Origin of the sequence: Petrotoga miotherma DSM 10691 (genome assembly GCF_002895605.1) — a bacterium.
GTDB classification, from domain to species: domain Bacteria; phylum Thermotogota; class Thermotogae; order Petrotogales; family Petrotogaceae; genus Petrotoga; species Petrotoga miotherma.
Genome location: NZ_AZRM01000026.1, coordinates 53,285 through 74,137 on the forward strand (window position 1 = coordinate 53,285; position 20,853 = coordinate 74,137).

Here is a 20,853-nt window from a genome sequence, read left to right on the forward strand (position 1 = left end):
TTAAATATTTTCTATTTTTATCTCTTTTGGTTTCTGAGCCTGGTGTGGATGATCAGGACCAACATATACCTTCAATTTTTTCATCATATGTTTGGCCAAAATAGTCTTCGGCATCATACCCTTCACAGCTAACTTAATTATCCTTTCAGGATGTTTATTGTACATCTGTTCAAAAGAGATTTCTTTGAGCCCTCCAGGATAACCACTGTATCTTCTGTATACTTTGTTCTCTTTTTTATTTTTCGAAAGTTTTATTTTTTCCGCATTCACTACAATAACAAAATCTCCACAATCTATATGCGGTGTATAGTTTGGTTTGTGTTTCCCTTGTAGTATTTTGGCAATCCTTGAGGCCAATCTTCCAAGTGTGTAATCTTTAGCATCGATCAAGAACCATTCTCTTTTTATGTCCTCTTTTCTAGCGGTATATGAAGGCTGCACTAATTTAGAATTCAATTCAAAAACCTCCTTATTCTTCTCCTTTTGTTTGAGCGAAACTTGTTATTTTAGTTTTTTTCAATAAAAAATGCGAAATGGACGAATCAACAAAAAACTTAATAAAATTGAACAGTAGTACTAATAAAAAAAACACCTGCAAACTTATCCCTATGTTACTTACGAATTGTGATGTTGGTTGATTCGTATAAACTGGTATAGCTACAAAATAATTCAATCCGTAAGCTACAACCCCTGTTAGTAATGAAGAAATAACATAACTGATCCAATTGTTCAACTTAACGAAATTTTTTAATAAATACAACGTGGTTATAAACGCAGTTCCAGCTATAAAATTCATCAATATACCTATTAGACCACCTTCTCCGGCTCTGAAAATAAATAAAAAACTTTTTATTATAAGAGTAAAGAATCCAGGCAAAAAACCATATCCCATCGTAATCAAAATGATTAAACTGTCACTGGGATCAAATTTTAAAAAAGGTAACAAAGGTATTATTGGAAATTCTATAAAAGTTAAAAGAAAAGAGAGTGCTCCAAATATTCCAACAATCGCGACCCTTCTACCATGCATAAACGGATCAGTCCTTTAGGGCATAAACATCGACGAACTTCCTGTTGTTTTTAGTTTTGAACTTAACAACGCCGTCTACTTTAGCAAATATGGTGAAGTCTCTTCCTATTCCGACGTTTTCCCCAGGATGGATCTTAGTGCCTCTTTGTCTAACAATTATGGTTCCAGCCTTAACTTTTTTCCCATCAGAAGCCTTGACACCAAGATATTTGGGGTTGCTATCTTTTTTATTTACATCAGAACTTTTTTTGGCAAAAAGTTGTAAATCTATTTTCATAATCTTATCTAACCTCCACTTTAAGATTTCTTGGATAATCTTTAGATATAGCAACCAAACTTTTAAGCAAATAATCTAATAACAAATTGGAGAGGTGAGTTTCTTGCTTGAGCGAAATCTTTAAATAACCCTCTCTTTTCTCAATCTGACCCAAACTTTCATTTTTTAGAATTTCTGCAACAAATTGAGTTAAAACACTCACGGCACTACAAACTATATCGTTCCCAAAAGAAGAAAATTCGGCATGTCCAAAAATTTCTACACTGGGTCTTTCAGAATTGGTATAAATTGCGGTAATCATCGAGGTTATCCTTCAATTTCTTTGATTTTTAAAGCGGTATACTCTTGTCTATGACCTTTTTCTCTTCTATAATTTTTTCTTCCTTTAAACTTGATTATTTTTACCTTCCTATCTTTCCCATGTTCTACTACCTCGGTAATTACTTTTGCTCCGTCCACATAAGGTTTCCCAGCTTTCTTTTCTTCATCTTTACTTAAATAAATAACTTTGTCTAATACTACCTGGTTACCTGGATCAACATCTTTTACTTTTTCAGTGTAAATCACTTGATCTTTTTCTACCTTGTATTGTTTACCATTAAAATAGACTATAGCGTACACTTTTGCACCTCCGATCTCTCAGAATTTTCTAAAATCCATTTGCCTATTTTACCATCTAAATAAACGGGTAGTATTAATTAATTGTTAATTTTAAAAAAATAAAAACAGACATTTTTCACTCTATGAAATTTTCGATTATTTTAGCTTGATCTGGATATATATACTTTATTTGATTATAAATCTCCCGCAATTGTGCTTGCGTATCTTTATCGATAATAACGCTGTTCAAGTAACTTTCCAAATCGTAACCGTTTTGAATGAAGGAAAATGGCTCTTGAAAGAAATCCGTCAGATTCTCTTTTTTCCATTGTTCGATTTCTTTCACCACATCCGGGTAAAGATACTGAATTTCTCTCTGGGCCGCATTTATCTTTTTTTCAAGTTCCTTAAACGGATAATCGAATTTGACCGAATTTAAATATCCTACAACGTTTCCCCCAGTGGAAACGAAATCAATAGGGCTTTCAAAAAATGAAATACTTTCTTGTATACTTTTTAAACTAAGATAAACATAAACCTCCTCGCTTTGTCCATAATAAAGTAAAGAAGTGGCTATCTCTTTTGCCCGGGGAACCGCAGTGTAAGAAGATAAAAGATCTTCTCCTTTAACCATAGTAGATAATACCTCGCTACCAGTGTATCCAATAAACCAGGCTGATAAATCGGAAGTACCAGTTTTACCATGTAAATCCAAGTCTAAGACGTTTGCCCTTTGTCCTGTCCCTTCCAGTACGACTTTTCTCATCAAAGTATTCATTGTGGCATATGAATCATTGGATATATCTTCAATTTTTCTTTCAACATTTGGATATCTTTTATATATTAAATTACCTTTCTTATCGTAAACTTCTGAAATTATGTAAGGTGAAGGAATAATACCGTAATTTGGGAAGATTGAATAAGCTTTTGTAAGCTCGTATGGACTTGTTTCCACTGTTCCCAACGCCAAAGTTAAATCATTCGGATATTTACCTTGAACTCCTACTACATTTGAAAGAAAATTCTTTATTGTTTCTATAGACCTCTGAGGAGATATATCTATATGAGAAGCTAGGTAGATCGATGGAATATTTATAGAATCTACTAACGCTTCTTCTAAAGTGACCATCCCTCTGTATGTTTTATCAAAGTTTTCTGGAGCCCAATCACCAAATTTCATAGGCTGATCGGGAAGTGTGGTATCTTTATCATAACCATTTTCTAAAGCCAAAAGATAATAGAATGGTTTCATAGCGGAACCAACTTGTTGTTGGGAATAGAAAACATCGTATTCTCCACCCCAAAAACTTAATATTTCACCTGTTTTGTTGTTGATTACAATTGCAGAAGTCGATGAATCTATAGTAACAGAATCGAATAAATTCTTATTAAAAGTTGTTTTTACAGTATACCCACCACCTTTTAAACCTATATCTTCTTCCTCCGCTTTGATTCGATAAATTAAATTTAAATACCTTTCATCGTAGGTTTGAGGGTAAAAAACCATCTTATCTATTTTTTCCTTAACAATATCTTTTTCTTCTATGATGAAATTGTTAGGCAGCGAATTTAAAACTATCATCCCCTGATTTTTAGCTCTTTCTGGGTATTTATAAGGGTTGTAAACTTCTGGACCGTTTATTATCCCTATTAAAACTAGCATCTCTTCGTAACTTAAATTTTCTAACTCTTTTCCGTAATATCTTTCTGCCGCAGCTCCAAATCCTGAAATGTCGTTCCCCAAATAAACACTATTCATATAAGCTTCTAAAATTTCTTCTTTGGTATAAGACCTCTCCAAAAAAAAAGCAAGCATAATATCCATTATTTTCCTTTTAATAGTTCTTTCGTTTGTGAGATAAACAGTTTTAGCAAGTTGTTGAGTTAGGGTACTTCCGCCTTGGACTATAGAAAAGTTTTTTATATTTGTTAATGCGGCTCTGGTCAGCGCTTTAATATTGATTCCATTGTGTTCGTAAAACTCTCTATCTTCCGTCCACAAAAGGAAGTATATTAATTCTGAGGGCATTTCATCTAACTTAACATATTTGTATTTTGTAGATAGTATTTGTTCGCCATTATCGAATAGATAAGTGTTGTACTTAGAATCCACAAGAAAAATAGAAGTAGAATCACTGTAATAACCGTATACATAGAAAAATAAAGCAAAAAAAATTGCCATTCCCATAAAAAAACCTATAATGAAACTCTTTATAAAAAACACCTCCGCTTGTTTGCCGCAGTGTGCAAACAAAGATCTTTTAAAAAAAAGACTTTTGTTTTTGGGGAGTTTGAGGGGTTTACCCCTCAATGTCCGGGGTTACCCCTTAACGCCTGAGGATATCATACCATATTTAGATTTATATTTTTTAAAAATTTTAGTAATAAATAATATTATAGAAAATATTTTACTTGTTTTTCTAAATGAAAAATGTTAAAATAATGGTGAAAGAATTTATAAGAATAACAAATTTCCCATAAAAGTAAAATAATAGTAATTAAATTGATAGAAAACAAAAATGCCTATGTAATCCTTAATAGTATAATTGTTTCTGTCTAAATTTAATTGACTTAAGGAAACGCGACAAAAATAATTTATTCAATGTTTGTTAGGAGGCTGAATATTATGTCAGGACATAATAAATGGGCAAATATTAAACACAGAAAAGGTGCACAAGATGCAAAAAGATCCCAAATGTTTACAAAACTCATTAGAGAGCTTACAATAGCTGCTAGAGAAGGTGGAGGAGATCCAGAAGCTAATCCACGTTTAAGAACCGCGGTAGAAAACGCCAAGGCAGCTAACATGCCTAAAGACAAGATCGAATCAGCTATAAAAAAAGGAACCGGTGAATTAGAGGGTGAAGAACTCACCGAAATAATGTACGAGGCATACGGTCCAGGAGGAGTTGCGCTCCTAATTTCGGTTGTAACCGATAACAAGAATAGAACCGCTCAAGAGGTTCGCCATGTTCTCTCGAAATGGGGTGGGTCTTTAGCAGAATCAGGTTCTGTTTCGTGGAATTTTGAACGAAAAGGACTAATAACCATCCCCAAAGAAGAAGTTGAAGATATTGACGAGTTAATGTTACTCGCGGTTGAAGCTGGCGCAGAAGATTTAGATGAAAACACCGATCCTTTAGAAATCATCACCGCCCCGGAAAATCTGACTCAGGTGAGAAATGCTCTAAAAGAAGCAGGATATACCGTTTCCGAAAAGTTAACCTTTTTACCCAAAACAACCGTTAAGCTTTCTGATGAAGACGCCGAAAAGTTATTAAAATTGTTGAATGCATTGGATGATATGGATGATGTTCAAGAAGTATTCGGAAATTATGAGATTGACGATGAAGTAATGGAAAGACTCGCTGCAAACATTTAAAAACCCATAAATGGGGACTTTCGTCCCCATTTTAAATTATTAGGGAACTATTTGGGAAAGGATAATTGCAAATGAAAAGATTTCCCTTAATATTTATATTAATTACATCGATAATCTCTACCTTGAATTTCGCCTCTAGTCCCTCGAAGGTGCTTTTTTTAACTGATTTTACCCAAACTCTGAAAAACGAATTTACTTTTGAATTAAAATTTGAAGATATATACGAAACTAAGTTCAATTTTGATTTTGAATCTTTAGAAGACGAAGTTCGATTATCGAATGTAGATAATGTAATTAATTATTTCAAATTCGATCAAGCAGGTTTCGAATTTTCGTATAGAAATCCCGGAAATAGAAGCGATCCCTACTTTTTAACAGAAAATTTTGATAGTTTCAGCATGGTGTTGGATGATTATTTTGTACTAACATTCAATGACTTGAAAATTGGCGTTATCTTTAAAGAATCACTTTTTAACATGTCCTTTTGGACTGAGGTGATAGACCTTTCTCAATCAAAAGTTGCGTTGACTATAGAAACTCCAAACGACTTAGGCATATCTCTAGGATTTGAAGATATTATGAAGTATTATTTTCGAGCTGGAGATTTGCTTTTTTCTCTAGATGATAATGCTCTTGACTCTGTTTATATTTTGAACCAAGATTTTCTATTGGAGTATAATGCGAGCACCCAATCTCTTTTGGTTGATTCGATTTACTTCGATAAAAATGATGAAAATTTCTATTTTCGAATACCTGCTACCAAAAATTTATTTCTGACTTATTCCAATCTTGGAATAGGTGTTTCTTTCTATATAGAACTTTTACGTGAAAGCAACTAAAATTGGAGGAAAAAGATGTCAGAATTTTACTCTTCCCCTTTTGATGACGAAGATTACAAATTATTTTTGAAAAAATTGGTAACCCATTTCAATCTAGATCTCTCTGGTTACAAGCAACACAGAGTTAGGCGTAGAACAGATATTTTACTTAAAAAATACAAAATCAATTCGTATGCTGAATATCTAAAATTGTTACAGGAAAATAAGGACAAATGGCTGGAGTTCTTAGATAAACTCACCATTAATGTCACAGAATTTTTTAGGAACCCAGAGAAATGGGAATATTTAAAACAAGATATATTCCCCGAGCTTATCAAAAATCACAAGCCAAGGTTAAAACTTTGGAGTGCAGGTTGTTCTACAGGAGAGGAACCTTACACACTTGCGATCATATTAAATGAATTAGGTATTTCCAGTAAATCAACAATAATCGCTTCAGATTTTGATGAGAGAGCCTTACAAAAAGCAAAAAAAGGAATATATAATGAAAAAAGTTTAGTAAACTTAAACAATGAATATATAAATAAGTATTTCAAAAAAATAGAAGAAGATAAATACGAAATAAAAGATTTCATCAAAAATAATGTTACTTTCAATAAAATGAACCTCCTATTTGACGAGTTTGAAAAGAATTTTGATTTAATCATATGTAGGAATGTTGTCATATACTTTGACAACGATGCTAAAGAAAAGTTATATAAAAAATTTTACGATGCTTTGAATCCTGGAGGAGTTCTGTTTGTTGGCTCTACGGAAAGAATTTTCAATTACAAGGCTTTTGGCTTTACTTCCATTGCACCCTTTTTTTACAAGAAATGATCTGTAGATAGAGGGCAGGGAGCGGAGCAAAGGGGCGCTGAAAGAAGCTTTAGGGATTTTAAAATCAAAATGTTTAGGAGGAAACAAATGAAAAATATAAAAACTATGACAATGGAATGGACAGGTAACAGCCTAGTTTTGATAGACCAGAGGTATTTACCCTTAGAAGAAAAGTATGTAGAATGTCGGAATTATCTCGATGTTGCCAACTCAATAAAAGACATGGTAGTAAGAGGAGCTCCCGCTATAGGAGCAACTGCAGCATTTGGCTTCGTTTTAGGAGCAAAAGAGTTTTCACATCTTTCTGACAAAAATCTATTTTTAAACAAATTAGATGAAGTAAAAAACAGCTTATCTAAAACCCGTCCCACCGCCGTAAACTTATTTTGGGCTTTAAACAGAATGGACAAAGTATTAAAAGACAGCTTCCAAAACGAAGAAACTAATGACCTTGTAAAGACATTGGAAGAAGAAGCCTTGAAAATCGCTTACGAAGATATTGAAATAAATAAACAAATTGGTAAGAACGGAGAGACTTTGTTAAACGATGGAGATACCGTTTTGACGCATTGCAATGCAGGAGCTTTAGCAACCGTCGACTATGGAACTGCTTTAGGAGTTATTAGAGCAGCCGTAGAAAATGGAAAAGATATCCAGGTCTATGCCGATGAAACCAGACCATACCTACAAGGAGCTAGATTGACGGTTTGGGAATTGGTTAAAAGTGGTATCAAAACTACATTAATTACAGACAACATGGCAGGCTGGGTGATGAAACAAGGAAAAATAAATGCTATAATAGTGGGTGCCGATAGAATCGCACGTAATGGGGACGTTGCCAACAAAATTGGAACTTATTCTGTAGCTGTTCTTGCAAAAAGGCATGGTATTCCTTTTTATGTCGCTGCTCCTCTTTCAACTATAGACATAGAAACAAAAGATGGAGAAGGTATTCCCATCGAAGAAAGGAATCATAATGAGGTCAGATTTTGTCATAAAACTCGTTTAGTACCAGACGATGTAAATATATACAACCCTGCCTTTGATGTAACTCCAAATGAATTAGTTACAGCGATAATTACCGAAAAGAAAGTCCTAAGATCTCCTTATGAAAAAAACATAATGGAAGTGGTCACCCTTTGAAAATACTTGTAATTAGCGATCTACACATTCCCCTAAAATCAGACTTGAAAAGTCTAGAAAAATTAAACTTTGGACTTTATGATCAAATATTTTTACTCGGAGACATCGTAGATATCGAAGTGTTGAATTACTTAGAAAATCAAAAGCCCATACTTCATGCAGTGTATGGAAATATGGATGATTTTTATATAAAAAATCGACTCCCTGAAAAATTGTATTTAGAATTATTTGGCAAAAAAATAGGTCTTATCCACGGTCATCAAACTGGTCGTGCAATACCTGATAAACTTTTGAAATATTTTAATAAAAAGATTGATTTGATGGTCTTTGGACATTCGCATTATCAAGAGAAATCTGAAATAGAGGATACTTTGATATTAAATCCTGGGGCTTTTTGCGAAGGAGAGTATGCAGAAATAGAATTGAATGATAGTATCTTTGAAATCAAATTACTGCATCTGTAATTTTACGATAAGCTAATCAATATATTTTAGGTATCTTTCGTTTATACTATTATCTTCTACGATATTCGAATAGACTTTTGCAAAGTTTCTCAAACTGATATAATTATTTTTATCGTCTATTCTATACAGACCTGTTTTTAAAAGAAGATTATTGATTTTAACATCACTTAAGGAATTGTAGATGTATCCGAAAATCTTCACATTATTTTCCAAAGATTGATTAATCTTGTATAAATTATTAACTAAATAACGGCTTTTTAAACTATCGTCCTCAATAGTGGATACATTATCAGTTATTAGAAAAGGCAGGTAATATTTAGAAGAAAATCTTTTTATTACTTCATCAAGGTCCATAGTATTCTTCCCTTTTGAAAGTTCTTTTATTAAAGAAGTATATTCTTCTGAATTTGAAGTTAAATCATTGAAATTTATCCCGATAAAATCTATATCAGAGTTTTTAAAAGCCATGTTTTCAAAAAAAGGGCTTTCTCCTTTTACAATTACATCAATATAGGAAAAAACAAAATCTAATTGTTCTTCTTCCTCGATATTGAATTCCTCACTTACCGATACTTTAGCATAAGGGTTAATACTTTTTATAATACCAACACTTTTATCGTAAAGATTTAAAAGATTTTGAACCGTTTCATGTAATGCGGTGTTATCAACATCTGCACCTTTAAAAGATCTTTTTTTTAGGTATTTGGCAGTATGATTCAAGATAATATAATATTGAACCTTGAATTTAAAAGAGGAGACAATCTTTTCGATAATTTCTATAAATATTGAGATATTTTCTTCGTTTTCTATATTATCAAAAGCTTCTTTTTGATTGGACGAAAGAAAATCAAAATCGATGAGGTTTACTATTGGTTCAATCTCCCTTTGACGTAGTTGTTCTATAAAGTTATCATACATAGCACAAGAATAAAAAGGATCAAGATACAACAAATCCCAATTTAAACTGAATCTGAAAGAGTTAATTTTCAACCTCTTAAGAAAAGATAATTGTTTGTTCAAGTTTTTTTCTGCATTTTCAAATATTTGTTGTTTCGATCCTTCCGTTGAATTTTCCAAAAAAGAAAAGAAAGGGGAGTTTACTCCCCACAAAAAAGATCTCGGAAAATTTACATTTTCCACATAAAACACCTTCTTTACTCGTATCTTAACGCTTCTATTGGGCTCAACTTTGACGCTTGATTTGCTGGGTATATACCGAAGAATAAGCCTATCACGGCAGATACCCCAAAGGATAAAGCGATCGATTTCCACGTTATGACGGCCGTTAATCCAAAAGCTCTGCCAAAATATGCTATTAAACCTGAGAGAAGCCCACCTAATATCATACCTATTATACCAGCTACCACCGTTAAAACTACACTTTCTACTAAAAATTCCATCAAAATCCTATGTCTTGTGGCTCCTATAGCCATCTTTATACCTATCTCTCTCGTTCTTTCTTTAACGGTAACGAGCATAATATTCATTATTCCTATTCCGCCTACGACTAACGAAATTGCAGCTATTCCTACCAGTATCACATTCATAATTCCTGTTATTTGATTAACAGCTTCTAAAATAGCATCTTGACTTAATATACTGTACTTATCAGAATCTCCAAATTTTCTATAAAGATAAAAATCCGTCGCCATGGTTGCCAATTCTGCAGTATTCTCATCTACTGCTGAAACAAAAATAGAGCTCGTCCTTCCATTCATGTGAAACAACCTATAATCTGCTACTGTATGGGGGAGTATGATCATATCATCAACGTTAAATAATAACCTTGTTCCGGTTTTTTCCAAAACTCCAACTATTTCAAAAGAAACCTTTCTACTACCAGAATTTCCACTTTGAATAACATTGATTCGTTCACCAACAACATTTTGACGACCAAATAATTCATTAGCTATATTATAACCTATAACGGCAACCGACCTTAATTCTTCTTCGTCAGTTTCATCTAACCTTCTACCATAAGCAATATTTAAGTTCATTATATCAAAAAAACTAGGCATAACTCCAAATACCGATCCGGAAATTGTTTCTCCAGCACTTTCAATGGTCAAATTTGAATTTAAAACACCTGTAGCATTCTTTACTTGTGGAACCATACTTTTAATGTTAATCGCATCCTGAAACTCCAGGGGCTGAGATGCAAATCTTGAATACACAGTGGAGTTAACCATAATAATGTTTGACCCAAGAGAAGAAACGGTGTTGTTTATTTCCTGCCTTGCTCCATCACCTATGGCTATTATCGTCATTACCGCACCAACACCTATTATTATTCCCAACATCGAAAGAAACGTCCTCAACTTGTTAGAAAGCAATGATCTAATGGTCTCTTTAAGTATTTCCAACTGTGTTCACCTCTATCGACTGGATCCTTCCATCCAACAATCTAATCGTTTTTGATCCTTCATCTAACATTCTCATATCATGGGTGACGACAACTAGCGTTTTACCCATATCGTTCAACTTCCTAAATATTTGAAGAATTTCTTCTCCACTTTTAGTATCCAGGTTCCCCGTTGGTTCATCAGCTAAAAGAAAGGCTGGATCGTTAGCTAAAGCCCTTGCTATTGCTACCCTTTGTTGTTGCCCACCCGATAGTTGAGTTGGTTTATGATCTAACCTGTTACCGAGCCCTACTAACTCTAATTGTTCTTTTGCTATCTCTCTTCTTTTTTTCTGAGGTACACCCGCATATATTAAAGGTAGTTCAACATTTTCCAATGCACTCAACTTTGGAAGTAAATTGAAACTTTGAAATACAAATCCTATCTTTTTGTTTCTTACCCTTGCTAATTCTCTATCTTTCATTTTGGACACTTCCACATTTTCAATGTATACCTGTCCTTTTGTAGGTTTATCCAGACAACCAAGAATTTGTAACAAAGTTGATTTACCGCTACCTGAAGGTCCGATTATGATGACATATTCACCATCTTCAACATTAAAAGAAACCCCGCGCAGTGCCTCAACTTTTACTTCTCCAACATCGTATATTTTCCATACATCTTTTAATTCCATTACTGCCATCAAAATCCGCCTCCTCCAGGACCTTGAGGAACAGCGCCTGGAGCAACAGGTACTCCCATTGGAATACCATAATTTTGCATTATTCTTTGTGCTTCTTCTTGAGATGGCAATATCAAAACCTTATCTCCTGGTTTTAAACCCGCAGTTATTTCAACCATGCTATCCGTTTCTTTTCCAGTTTGTACTTGAACAGGTTCCATACCACCTTCTGCAGTCTTTTTGTATACTATTTTTGACCCATCAACCCCTTCATGAATGGCATCTTTTGGTACAGCTACTGTGTTTTCCAATTTTAAGGTAACTATTTCTACATCGGCTGTCATACCAGGAATCAGGAGATTTTGAGGATTATCTTGTGTAAATTCAATTTCAATTGGTATAACAACTACCCCCATATCCGTTTGAGTAGTTGGACTAATCCATGTTATTACTCCTGGCTCTTCTAAATTCAAAGGATCTATTCTTATTGTTGCGTCCATGCCTTCATTTATAAGCGGGAAATCTATTTCATCAACCGCAGTTTCAACTTTTATTGTGCTATTATCCACTATAGTTAATACGGCAGAAGTTGTTCCAACCATATCCCCCTTGGAAATATTTACTGTGTTTACTATCCCTGAAACAGGGGATTTTATCTCAGTTTCTTCCAAATTCTTCTTTGCTTTTTCCAACTGTAACCTCTTTACTTCCTTCATCCGTTCACCTACGTTGGTTGATGATTCGTAATCATTTAAGGCATTCAAGTACGCTATCTGATAGTCAAGATCATCTATTTTAGCTAATATCTGACCTTCTTCAACCTCGTCTCCTTTTTCTACGTATACCTCAACTATTTCTCCAGAAACTTTTGGGATCACTGATTCAATCTCAGCCGTTATGTTTCCCACCACTTCTATCGAATCTCCTACGCCATCTGATTTTACCTCGTATTCTAAGTATATTGACGGTAATCCACTTGTTTCAGAAGTTGTAGGTGAACTTTGCATTGGAAAAAATATTATCCCAACTACTACAATTATAGCTACTATCACTATTGTCCATATCGTTATCTTTCCTCTTCTTTTCAATTTATATCACCCCATATGTCCACATAGTATTGCTGCATTATTCTTAATTCGTTTGTCAGAATGTCGTTTTCCGTCTTTTCACTCGTTAATTGTGCCCTGTTTAACGTTATTTCTGATAATTTTAATTCCTCATCCGTTATGTATCCTTGATCATTTAATTCTTTACTTCTATTGTAATCTTCTATGGCGTTTTCTAAATCTATTTGATTTACTCTAAAGTCATAATTCAACGTTTTTCTGGTAGTTTCTAAACTTTTAATCGCATTTTCCACTTCCAACATACTTTCATCGTACGTCAAAGCGGCAACGTTTGTTTTCATAGTATCAGACGCCAACTTTCTTTCTCCTTTATCTAATATAGCTAATTGAAATCCTACACTTATACTCAAATTATCAATCAAATTTTCTCCTTCTTCGAAAAATGGATTCATAGACATACTTATCTTATTGAAAGGCAGGTAAGGAATGAACCAGAAATTACTTTCTATTTCCGATGCCTCTTCTTGAAGTTGTAACGATTTTAAATCTAGCCTTTCTTCGATATTCGTTGGATAGTTTTGATTTTCGTTTATTATTCTTTCTACCGTTTCTTTTGTTTGATTGTAAAGTTCATCTGTGTATTCAAAATATTCTAGAGGTGCATTGTTTGATCTTAGAGTTTCTAAATTCTTTTGTGCAGTAAGTATCTGTTTTTCTAAGTTTTCTTTTTCGTCTTCATAGGTTGATAAGTTGTACTGTTGGTTCAGTATTTCTATTTCATCTTGGTACGTTTGAATCATCTCTTCGTTGTAATGTCTGGTGAATATATCTTCTATCGTCGTTATGAGTTCATTTGTTTGAGCCGTGTAATATTTAGAGAGCACATCGTAGTAACTGCTTTCAGTTTTCAACCTTTCCGCCCTGTCGATTATTGTAAGATCTCGAGATAAAGAGATTGCTATCTCTGATGCTTCAGGGGATTCTATTGTCCATTCATCTGTATTTAAAGTAAAAGGGAATGAGACACCTACCTGTGCTCCCCATACTTCTAAGAAGTTTACATCCAAAGAAATCTCGTAACCTTCTAAATCTCCTTCCCCTCCAAAAACCAACCCACTAACGGTTGTTGTTCCTGCTGGGATTATCCCTGTTTTCATTGTATCAACAGATATTCCCAAATATGGAACAAAGAATTTGTCTATTTTGTTCATCTCTAATTGTGCTCCACGTAAGTTCAACTCCGCTTGGGTATAGGCTGAACTTTTCTCTAAGTTTTGTTCGTATAACTCTTCGAACGTCATCCCAAATATACTCAGGATTCCTACGAGAAGGGTTATTACTAAAACTATAAGTTTTTTCACAATCCTACCTCCTCAAGGCTCCTTCCTGTGTCTATTATGTAGTTTATGTATGCTTTTATGTAATTTCTTACACTTTCATAATAACTCTTTTGTGATGTTAAATAGTTTATGTTCGCGCTGTTTAACTCCAATTCAGATACCAATCCTTTGTTGAATCTATCCTTTGTGTCGTTATATGTACTCTGAGCTAAGTTCATTCTTTCTTCTAAGTTTTTCACACTTTTGTAAAGATTTTCTATACTATTTTTTGTTGTTTTATGTGCCTCAATCAATGTATCTTGAGTGTCTTGCAAACTCAAGATATATTTTTGGTGAGTTATCTCCGCTATCCTTTTATCGTAAGATGATGCGTTGGCGGGTAAGTTGTTGAGATCGTATTGTGAAATATCTACGTTTAGTTGTGCCATTTTTAGATTGTAGTTGTTGTTTAAATATTCCTCATCACTTACGAATATACCCTCATACGTTGGAGTGTTTATTTCTATTTGGTTATAATCTCCTTCGTATAATTCTTTTAAGTTGTCTTTGGCGGTTTCTAAATTTAATTGTGCACTTTCCAAATTGTTCTGTGCATCACTTACATCGAGTTCAGAACTTTTAAGGTCGTCTCCTGAGATTAATCCGTTGTCGAACAATTCAGTGTTGTTGTCGTAGGTTATCTGTGCATTTTTTAACTGCAAATCCGCTGTTTTTACGTTTATTTCTTCAACGAAAACATCCAATACTCTGTCTACTATATCACCGTAGTAATCTTTCATAGAGGTATTGTAGTTTGAAAGACCTGAGTAATAACTTAATTCCCCACTTAATTCTAATTTCCTGTTCGTTGCCTCTATCTTAGCCTTGTTGTAGTCGAGGTTAGTCTTTTCAAGATCAAGCTGTGCGGTTTTGTATATTGTACTACTTGCTTTAGCTGTATCAAATACCTCTGTTAAACCTGCTGAAAACATCCCTGTAACTATGATCAGTGTAAATGCTATCAATACTACTTTCTTCATCGTTTTTCCTCCTTTGGTTGTTTTTTGTAATATTTTTAAAAACTCTAAAACTTTTTATTTTGCACCTCTTCGCCCCGCAGCCTACCCATAAGGAAGAGTGGAAGATTTACTCCTTCGCTTGTCCTGTCTCTTTTTTTAAAATAATAAATTCACAAAAGTCTTTTTAGTATATAATCTTTCACTTAAATATAGCTTAAAAATTTACTCTTTACGATAAAATTCGAAGAAAACTCGTGTTTTCAAACGCGAGATGAATTCGATGTGCAAAAATAAAAATGTTGTTAATTATATGTATATATGATACAATTGTATTATATCATACAACTATTGAATTAAGGTGATTAAATATGCTAAAAACATATAAGTTTAGGTTGTATCCAACAAACGAACAAATTGAGAAACTAAACCAGCATTTTGGACATACTCGCTTTGTATACAACCTAATTCTTAGAATTTGCTAACAACGCATATAAAAATACTAAAACATATACTAACTATTATATGTGGTGTAAAGTACTTACAGCTCTTAAAAAAACTGAGAAGTATCAATGGCTAACCGATGTTAACTCTCAATCGTTACAACAATCTTTGAAGAATCTAGAGACTGGATATAAGCGTTTCTTCAAGAAACAAAGTAAATACCCGAAGTTTAAAAAGAAATTAATTAGACAATCGTTTAGAGTATCACAACATATACTGTTATATGAAAATGAGAATAACGATAAATAAAGAACAAGGCTCACAGAATTGGGACAAAGCAAAATTAGAAGTTGCTAGAATACATGAGAAAATTAAAAATACACGAGAGAATTTTCTGCATAAACTAACGAAGAGTATCAGTATACGTTGGGGGTAAACCCCCAAGCCCCCAAAATCTTTTAAATACTCGGAAGTAGTTAAAAAACATGGTTTGGGGAATCGCCAAACGGGTAAACCCCCAAGCCCCCAAAACCTTTTAAATATAAGAAAATAATTAAAAAACTCTGTTTGGGGAATCGCCAAAAGGATGGTATCAATTCAAAACATTCCTAAAATACAAAGCAGAGAGGTTAGGCAAAAAGGTAATCGAGATAGGAATGTTTGAACCTTCGTCTAAGACTTGTAGTGTATGTGGATATAAGAACGTAGATTTGAAACTCTCTGATAGAGAATGGATATGTCCTGAATGTGGAACTAAACATGATAGAGATATAAATGCTGCTGTTAATATTAGGCGGTTTGGAATAGAACAGCTAGTTGCTGTATAAACTTACTCTACCCCAGGGACTGGGGGAAGTAAAGCCTTTGGAGACTGTGTAAGACGGGTTATCCTTAGATCCCTTCTAGGGTATTTTTCCGCAATGGTCTATGAATTAGGAAGCTCACCAATTTATTGGTGATGTAGTTCACGAAAACGAATTCTTTGCTTAAAATAAACCTTGTAATATATCTAATTAGATATATTATCATAGATATATTTTTAAATTGTCAGTCCTTATATTAAGTTTAATATAAATAATATATAACCGAAAAATCCGTCTTTTGAAAGGAATTGGATATGCCAAGAGAATTTACTTTCAAATATTTGTTGTTAGAATACCTAAAAAAATTTAAAAGTACATGAGGAATTTGAAAAAGAATTCGTCAAATTTATCTTTAACTTAAAAACGTATGATTGGGAAAAAAACATAGACCTTTTTGAACTTGAAAAAAATTTGAATAATATGAAACTCTTTGTTAGGAGGATAAAAGATGGAAGAAAAAGCGATCGAAGTTAAGAATCTTACTAAAAAATTTAAAAAGGTTACGGCAGTAAAAAACGCTAGCTTTGACGTGGAATATGGTGAACTTTTTGCTTTTCTTGGACCTAATGGTGCTGGTAAAAGCACAACCATAAGGATTTTAACTACTTTAGCTGTTCCCACATCTGGAGATGTACACGTTGCAGGATACAATGTTATAAAAGATGGTGAAAAGGTTCGAAAAAAGATCGGATTAGTAGCAGACAAGATGATTTTATACGATAGACTGACTGCTTATGAAAATGTTGAGTTCTTTGCAAAATTATACGGGATGGAACCCACAGAGATTAAAAAGAGATCCGATGAACTTTTTGAAATTTTAGAAATTTCAGAATGGCGCAATGAATACGTTTCAAAATTCAGTACAGGCATGAAACAAAAAATCAACATTATAAGGGCCCTTATCCCACAACCAGATATACTTTTCCTGGATGAGCCTACCTTAGGCCTAGATCCACATACAACAGTAAGCTTGAGGAACTTTATAAAGCATTTGAATAAAGATATGGGAAAAACTATCGTATTAACTACTCATGATCTTCACGAAGTTGAGATGTTAGCTGATACTATAGCCATAATTAACAAAGGTGAAATCGTCACCAAAGACTCCAAAAATAATGTAAAAGAATATTTCCATGAAAACCCACGGGTGGAAGTTGAGTTTGAAAATACACAAGAAGCAAAATTGTTAACAATAGAACCCCTAGAAATACAGGGTACAAGATTAACATACCAAGTAAACAATTTAAACGAATTTCTGAAAGAGATTGATAATAAAAATATTAAATTGAAACATATAAAAACAATTGAACCATCTTTAGAGGACATATTTGTAAAAATAACGTCTAATTAATAGAACTATTAAAAATGGCTTTAAATGGGCTATTGGTTAAAATATCTTTATCCTTATGGGTGCGGAGCGGGGCAAAGGGGCGCTATAAAAGACAGTATCATCTAATTAAGATTGGGAGGAAGCAAAAAATGAACACTCTAAGAATAGCTCTTAAAGACTTAAAAACATTCTTAAGACGAAAAACAACTTTCATCTTCTCTATATTAATGCCGATAATCATGATGATAATGACAAGTTATATATTTCCTCAAACTGATATGCAAGGCCAAAACGCAATTGGTTTTTACTTTGAAGATACTATTGCCAAAACAATGTTCAAAAACCAGATAGATGAATTAGAAGAACAAAATATCCTTTTATTCAACACAAGAGATGAACTATTGAACTCATTAATAGACGGTAAAATCACCGCGGGTGTTGTTGTACCTCGAGATTTTTCATTGAAAATGGCAACTGGAAATGCAGAAATACAAATTATTCCTAGTCCTAACAACCCTCAAGCAGGCATAATGATCGCTGAATCGTTACCAGGTATGTTTGCACAATTTAACAGCTCACAAAATTCAATAAAAGTTTCCTCAAGATTGACAAACGTCGATGGAAGTAAATTTAACTATTACGATTTTATGGCCCCAGGAATTATGGCAATGATTTCCATTATGAGTGTAATGACAGGTTTAGCAGCTTCCATAACAAGGGAAAGAGAACTAGGAACAATGGATGGATTGATGGTTACACCGATAAGCAGGGGAAGTATCGTTGTAGGAAAAATTATTGCCCAAACTGTGAGAGGTATGATGCAAGCCCTTATTGTGTTAGTTATATCTATATTAATTTTTCATGTACATATTGTTGGTTCGATTTGGCTAACTATTTTTATACTTATCTTAGGTACTTTCAGTTTTATAGGCATAGGTATTATTGTAACAGCTTCTTTTAAAGAACAAGAAGCCGCAGAAATTACGATGACTACCATAACTTTTCCTATGATATTTTTTTCTGGCGTATTTTTCCCTATAGAACAGATGCCTAATTTTGCAAAGGCTGTTTCGAAGATTTTCCCTTTAACCTATTCAGCTGATGCTTTAAGAAAGGTTGTAGTCCTTGGTGCTTCCATCGGAGATGTGAGGAACCAAATATTTGTTCTTTTGACTTTTGCTTTAACAACCTCTATTGTTGCTAGTTTATCTTTTCAAAAGCTTGTACAGGAATAATTTTTTTATAAAATTTGGATATTTTAAGATATTGTTATAAAATATAAATGAGGTAAAGTATTGTAGAGAAAAAGGAGGTTTTTATGAATAACAATCCAAACAGAAGAGGTTCCCTTTTTGGACCGCTTTTTATATATTTTATTTTGGCTATGCTTATTTTTATGAGCATTTCTCAGTTGAATACCTCGAACATAACTGAGATAAGTTATACTGATCTAGTGAATTTAATAAATCAAGACACAATCATAAGTTTGCAGATCGACACAAGTGGTTTAATCCAAGCAAAAGCCAAAAACGGGCAACTTTTTCAGGTTTACGCCCCAACTCTGCTTACGGATCAAGCTTATGTAAGGGCATTAGCAAATGATGGCATTAAGATTGAGTATATTCAAAACACCGGGGCAAGTTGGTGGGTTACTATGCTTATCTATATGTTGCCCTTAATAATACTAATGTTTTTTTGGTTTTGGATGTTCAGAAGATCTGGAACAGGAGAAGGGATACCTGGAGCCAATTATAGGAGAAACCCTGCTAAAAGATATGATGCTAGAAAAAATAAAATTACTTTCAATGACGTAGCTGGAATCGACGAAGTTAAAGAAGAATTAGAAGATATAGTTAATTTTCTAAAAGATCCTAAAAACTTCAGTGCCTTGGGAGCAAAAATGCCTAAAGGGGTACTCTTGTCAGGACCTCCGGGTACAGGAAAAACTTTGGTAGCCCGAGCTGTTGCAGGAGAGGCTAATGTGCCATTTTATTTTATGTCGGGTTCTGATTTCGTTGAATTATTTGTAGGTGTTGGGGCATCCAGAGTCAGAGACCTTTTTAAAGAAGCCAAAGAGAATAGCCCTGCAATAATTTTCATCGATGAATTGGATGCCGTAGGAAGGCAAAGAGGAACGGGCTTAGGTGGAGGTCATGATGAAAGGGAACAAACCTTAAACGCTTTATTAGTTGAAATGGATGGTTTTGATCCACGAGAAGGTATAGTTGTAATGGCAGCAACAAATAGGCCTGATATCTTAGATAAAGCCCTCTTAAGGCCAGGAAGGTTCGACAAAAAAATATTCTTGGATGTACCTGATTTAAGGGCGAGAGAGGAAATTATAAAGATTCACCTAAGAGGTAAAAAAATCGCAGACGATATAGATATTAAAAGTTTAGCTCAAAGTACCCCTGGTTTTGTCGGAGCCGATTTGGAAAATATGGTAAATGAAGCAGCTCTACTGGCAGCAAGGGATAACAGAGATCACATAACTAACGATGATTTTCAAGAGGCGGTCGAAAGGGTGATTGTAGGCCCTGCCCGTAAATCACGAAAAATAACTCCCAAAGAGAAAAAAGTTATCACCTATCATGAATTGGGTCATGCAGTTTTAGGCTACCTTTTACCCTACGCAGATCCTGTTCACAAAATCACTATAGTTCCTCGTGGACAAGCAGCTTTAGGTTACACGATGCAACTTCCAACTGAAGACAGGTTTTTAATCACAGAGCCTGAAATAAAGGATAAAATAGTTGGTATGTTAGGTGGACGAGCTGCTGAAGAGATTGTATTCAACGAAATCACAACAGGAGCAGGAAACGATTTAAAGAGAGCTACTGAGCTAGTAAGGGAAATGGTTGCCCAATTAGGCATGAGTGAAAAGATCGGACCCATTGCATGGGGTGAAGAAGAAGGAGAAATCTTTTTAGGAAGAGAAATAACTCGAATGAAGAATTTTTCCCAAGAAACAGCTAAAGAAATAGATTCAGAGATCAAGAATTTTATTCTTAGCAGTTATGAAAAAGCTAAGAATTTACTGGTGGAAAATAGAAAACGACTTGACCTTTTGGCCATTTATCTTTACAATAAAGAGAATATCTCTGGAAAAGAGTTCAAAAAAATGATGGAAATGGATATAGAAGAGCTTAATGACTACGTTTTAAAAGATAAAGATGTAAAAGAAACAAACCTTTTTGTATCTTATGCCTAAAATATAACAAACATCTTAACTTTGA

20 protein-coding genes and 1 pseudogene are annotated in these 20,853 nt (G+C 33.8%); 9 read left to right on the top strand and 12 right to left on the bottom strand.

From position 1 onward, the window contains the following. The 6 genes from rplM to X928_RS05550 all read right to left on the bottom strand — a co-directional run bounded on the left by rplM (position 1) and on the right by X928_RS05550 (position 4,089). Positions 1-456, bottom strand: a complete 456-nt coding sequence (rplM, locus tag X928_RS05525) for a 50S ribosomal protein L13 (protein ID WP_103078841.1) — start codon at positions 454-456, stop codon at positions 1-3. Positions 457-469: 13 nt separating this feature from the next. Next, positions 470-1,030, bottom strand: coding sequence for an ECF transporter S component (locus tag X928_RS05530; protein WP_103078842.1), 561 nt, complete (start codon positions 1,028-1,030; stop codon positions 470-472). Between the two features lie 7 nt (positions 1,031-1,037). Beyond that, positions 1,038-1,307, bottom strand: coding sequence for a 50S ribosomal protein L27 (rpmA, locus tag X928_RS05535; RefSeq protein ID WP_103078843.1), 270 nt, complete (start codon positions 1,305-1,307; stop codon positions 1,038-1,040). Positions 1,308-1,311: 4 nt separating this feature from the next. Then, a complete protein-coding gene (locus X928_RS05540) occupies positions 1,312-1,608 on the bottom strand; it encodes a ribosomal-processing cysteine protease Prp (RefSeq protein WP_103078844.1) in 297 nt (98 codons plus the stop codon). Between the two features lie 5 nt (positions 1,609-1,613). After that, complete coding sequence (gene rplU / locus X928_RS05545) at positions 1,614-1,928, bottom strand: 50S ribosomal protein L21 (protein WP_103078845.1); 315 nt, start codon at positions 1,926-1,928, stop codon at positions 1,614-1,616. 115 nt (positions 1,929-2,043) lie between these two features. Continuing rightward, positions 2,044-4,089 (bottom strand): transglycosylase domain-containing protein, encoded by a 2,046-nt coding sequence (locus X928_RS05550; RefSeq protein WP_169926314.1) that lies wholly within the window; start codon positions 4,087-4,089, stop codon positions 2,044-2,046. A gap of 444 nt (positions 4,090-4,533) precedes the next feature. Between X928_RS05550 and X928_RS05555 the strand changes: the two genes are divergently transcribed. From X928_RS05555 to X928_RS05575, 5 genes are all read left to right on the top strand, one after another. Then, on the top strand, positions 4,534-5,289 hold the full coding sequence (locus tag X928_RS05555) for a YebC/PmpR family DNA-binding transcriptional regulator (protein WP_103078847.1): 756 nt from the start codon (positions 4,534-4,536) through the stop codon (positions 5,287-5,289). Between the two features lie 71 nt (positions 5,290-5,360). Beyond that, positions 5,361-6,128: a hypothetical protein gene (locus tag X928_RS05560; protein WP_146026638.1), complete on the top strand. Its 768-nt coding sequence runs from the start codon at positions 5,361-5,363 to the stop codon at positions 6,126-6,128. A 15-nt stretch (positions 6,129-6,143) separates the two neighbouring features. Beyond that, positions 6,144-6,947: a CheR family methyltransferase gene (locus tag X928_RS05565; protein ID WP_103078849.1), complete on the top strand. Its 804-nt coding sequence runs from the start codon at positions 6,144-6,146 to the stop codon at positions 6,945-6,947. An 87-nt stretch (positions 6,948-7,034) separates the two neighbouring features. Then, entirely contained in the window at positions 7,035-8,090 is a 1,056-nt protein-coding gene (mtnA, locus tag X928_RS05570) for an S-methyl-5-thioribose-1-phosphate isomerase (RefSeq protein WP_103078850.1), read from the top strand. Further along, entirely contained in the window at positions 8,087-8,554 is a 468-nt protein-coding gene (locus X928_RS05575; RefSeq protein WP_103078851.1) for a metallophosphoesterase family protein, read from the top strand. Before mtnA ends, X928_RS05575 begins: the two co-directional genes overlap by 4 nt. A gap of 12 nt (positions 8,555-8,566) precedes the next feature. On the opposite strand, the gene X928_RS05580 is transcribed toward X928_RS05575, so the two are convergent. The 6 genes from X928_RS05580 to X928_RS05605 are packed head-to-tail and all read right to left on the bottom strand — an operon-like array spanning position 8,567 to position 15,004. Then, positions 8,567-9,694: a family 1 glycosylhydrolase gene (locus tag X928_RS05580; protein WP_103078852.1), complete on the bottom strand. Its 1,128-nt coding sequence runs from the start codon at positions 9,692-9,694 to the stop codon at positions 8,567-8,569. A gap of 14 nt (positions 9,695-9,708) precedes the next feature. Beyond that, the gene (locus X928_RS05585; protein ID WP_103078853.1) at positions 9,709-10,917 is read right to left on the bottom strand and encodes an ABC transporter permease; all 1,209 of its coding nucleotides are present in this window, start codon (positions 10,915-10,917) and stop codon (positions 9,709-9,711) included. Next, complete coding sequence (locus X928_RS05590; protein WP_103076417.1) at positions 10,904-11,602, bottom strand: ATP-binding cassette domain-containing protein; 699 nt, start codon at positions 11,600-11,602, stop codon at positions 10,904-10,906. The genes X928_RS05585 and X928_RS05590 overlap by 14 nt, the downstream gene beginning before the upstream one ends. After that, positions 11,599-12,666 carry an efflux RND transporter periplasmic adaptor subunit gene (locus X928_RS05595; protein ID WP_103078854.1) on the bottom strand — a complete coding sequence of 356 codons (1,068 nt, stop codon included), beginning with the start codon at positions 12,664-12,666 and terminating at the stop codon, positions 11,599-11,601. The genes X928_RS05590 and X928_RS05595 overlap by 4 nt, the downstream gene beginning before the upstream one ends. Beyond that, positions 12,663-14,006 (bottom strand): TolC family protein, encoded by a 1,344-nt coding sequence (locus tag X928_RS05600; RefSeq protein WP_103078855.1) that lies wholly within the window; start codon positions 14,004-14,006, stop codon positions 12,663-12,665. The genes X928_RS05595 and X928_RS05600 overlap by 4 nt, the downstream gene beginning before the upstream one ends. After that, complete coding sequence (locus X928_RS05605; protein WP_103078856.1) at positions 14,003-15,004, bottom strand: TolC family protein; 1,002 nt, start codon at positions 15,002-15,004, stop codon at positions 14,003-14,005. Before X928_RS05605 ends, X928_RS05600 begins: the two co-directional genes overlap by 4 nt. Before the next feature lie 347 nt (positions 15,005-15,351). Here X928_RS05605 and X928_RS10420 point away from each other — a divergent pair. From X928_RS10420 to ftsH, 4 genes and pseudogenes are all read left to right on the top strand, one after another. After that, a pseudogene (locus X928_RS10420) lies at positions 15,352-16,251 on the top strand (zinc ribbon domain-containing protein). Positions 16,252-16,735: 484 nt separating this feature from the next. Next, positions 16,736-17,638, top strand: a complete 903-nt coding sequence (locus tag X928_RS05620; RefSeq protein WP_103078857.1) for an ABC transporter ATP-binding protein — start codon at positions 16,736-16,738, stop codon at positions 17,636-17,638. A 128-nt stretch (positions 17,639-17,766) separates the two neighbouring features. Continuing rightward, on the top strand, positions 17,767-18,852 hold the full coding sequence (locus X928_RS05625) for an ABC transporter permease (RefSeq protein WP_169926315.1): 1,086 nt from the start codon (positions 17,767-17,769) through the stop codon (positions 18,850-18,852). A gap of 83 nt (positions 18,853-18,935) precedes the next feature. Beyond that, complete coding sequence (gene ftsH / locus X928_RS05630; RefSeq protein ID WP_103078859.1) at positions 18,936-20,828, top strand: ATP-dependent zinc metalloprotease FtsH; 1,893 nt, start codon at positions 18,936-18,938, stop codon at positions 20,826-20,828. Positions 20,829-20,853: the final 25 nt, after the last annotated feature.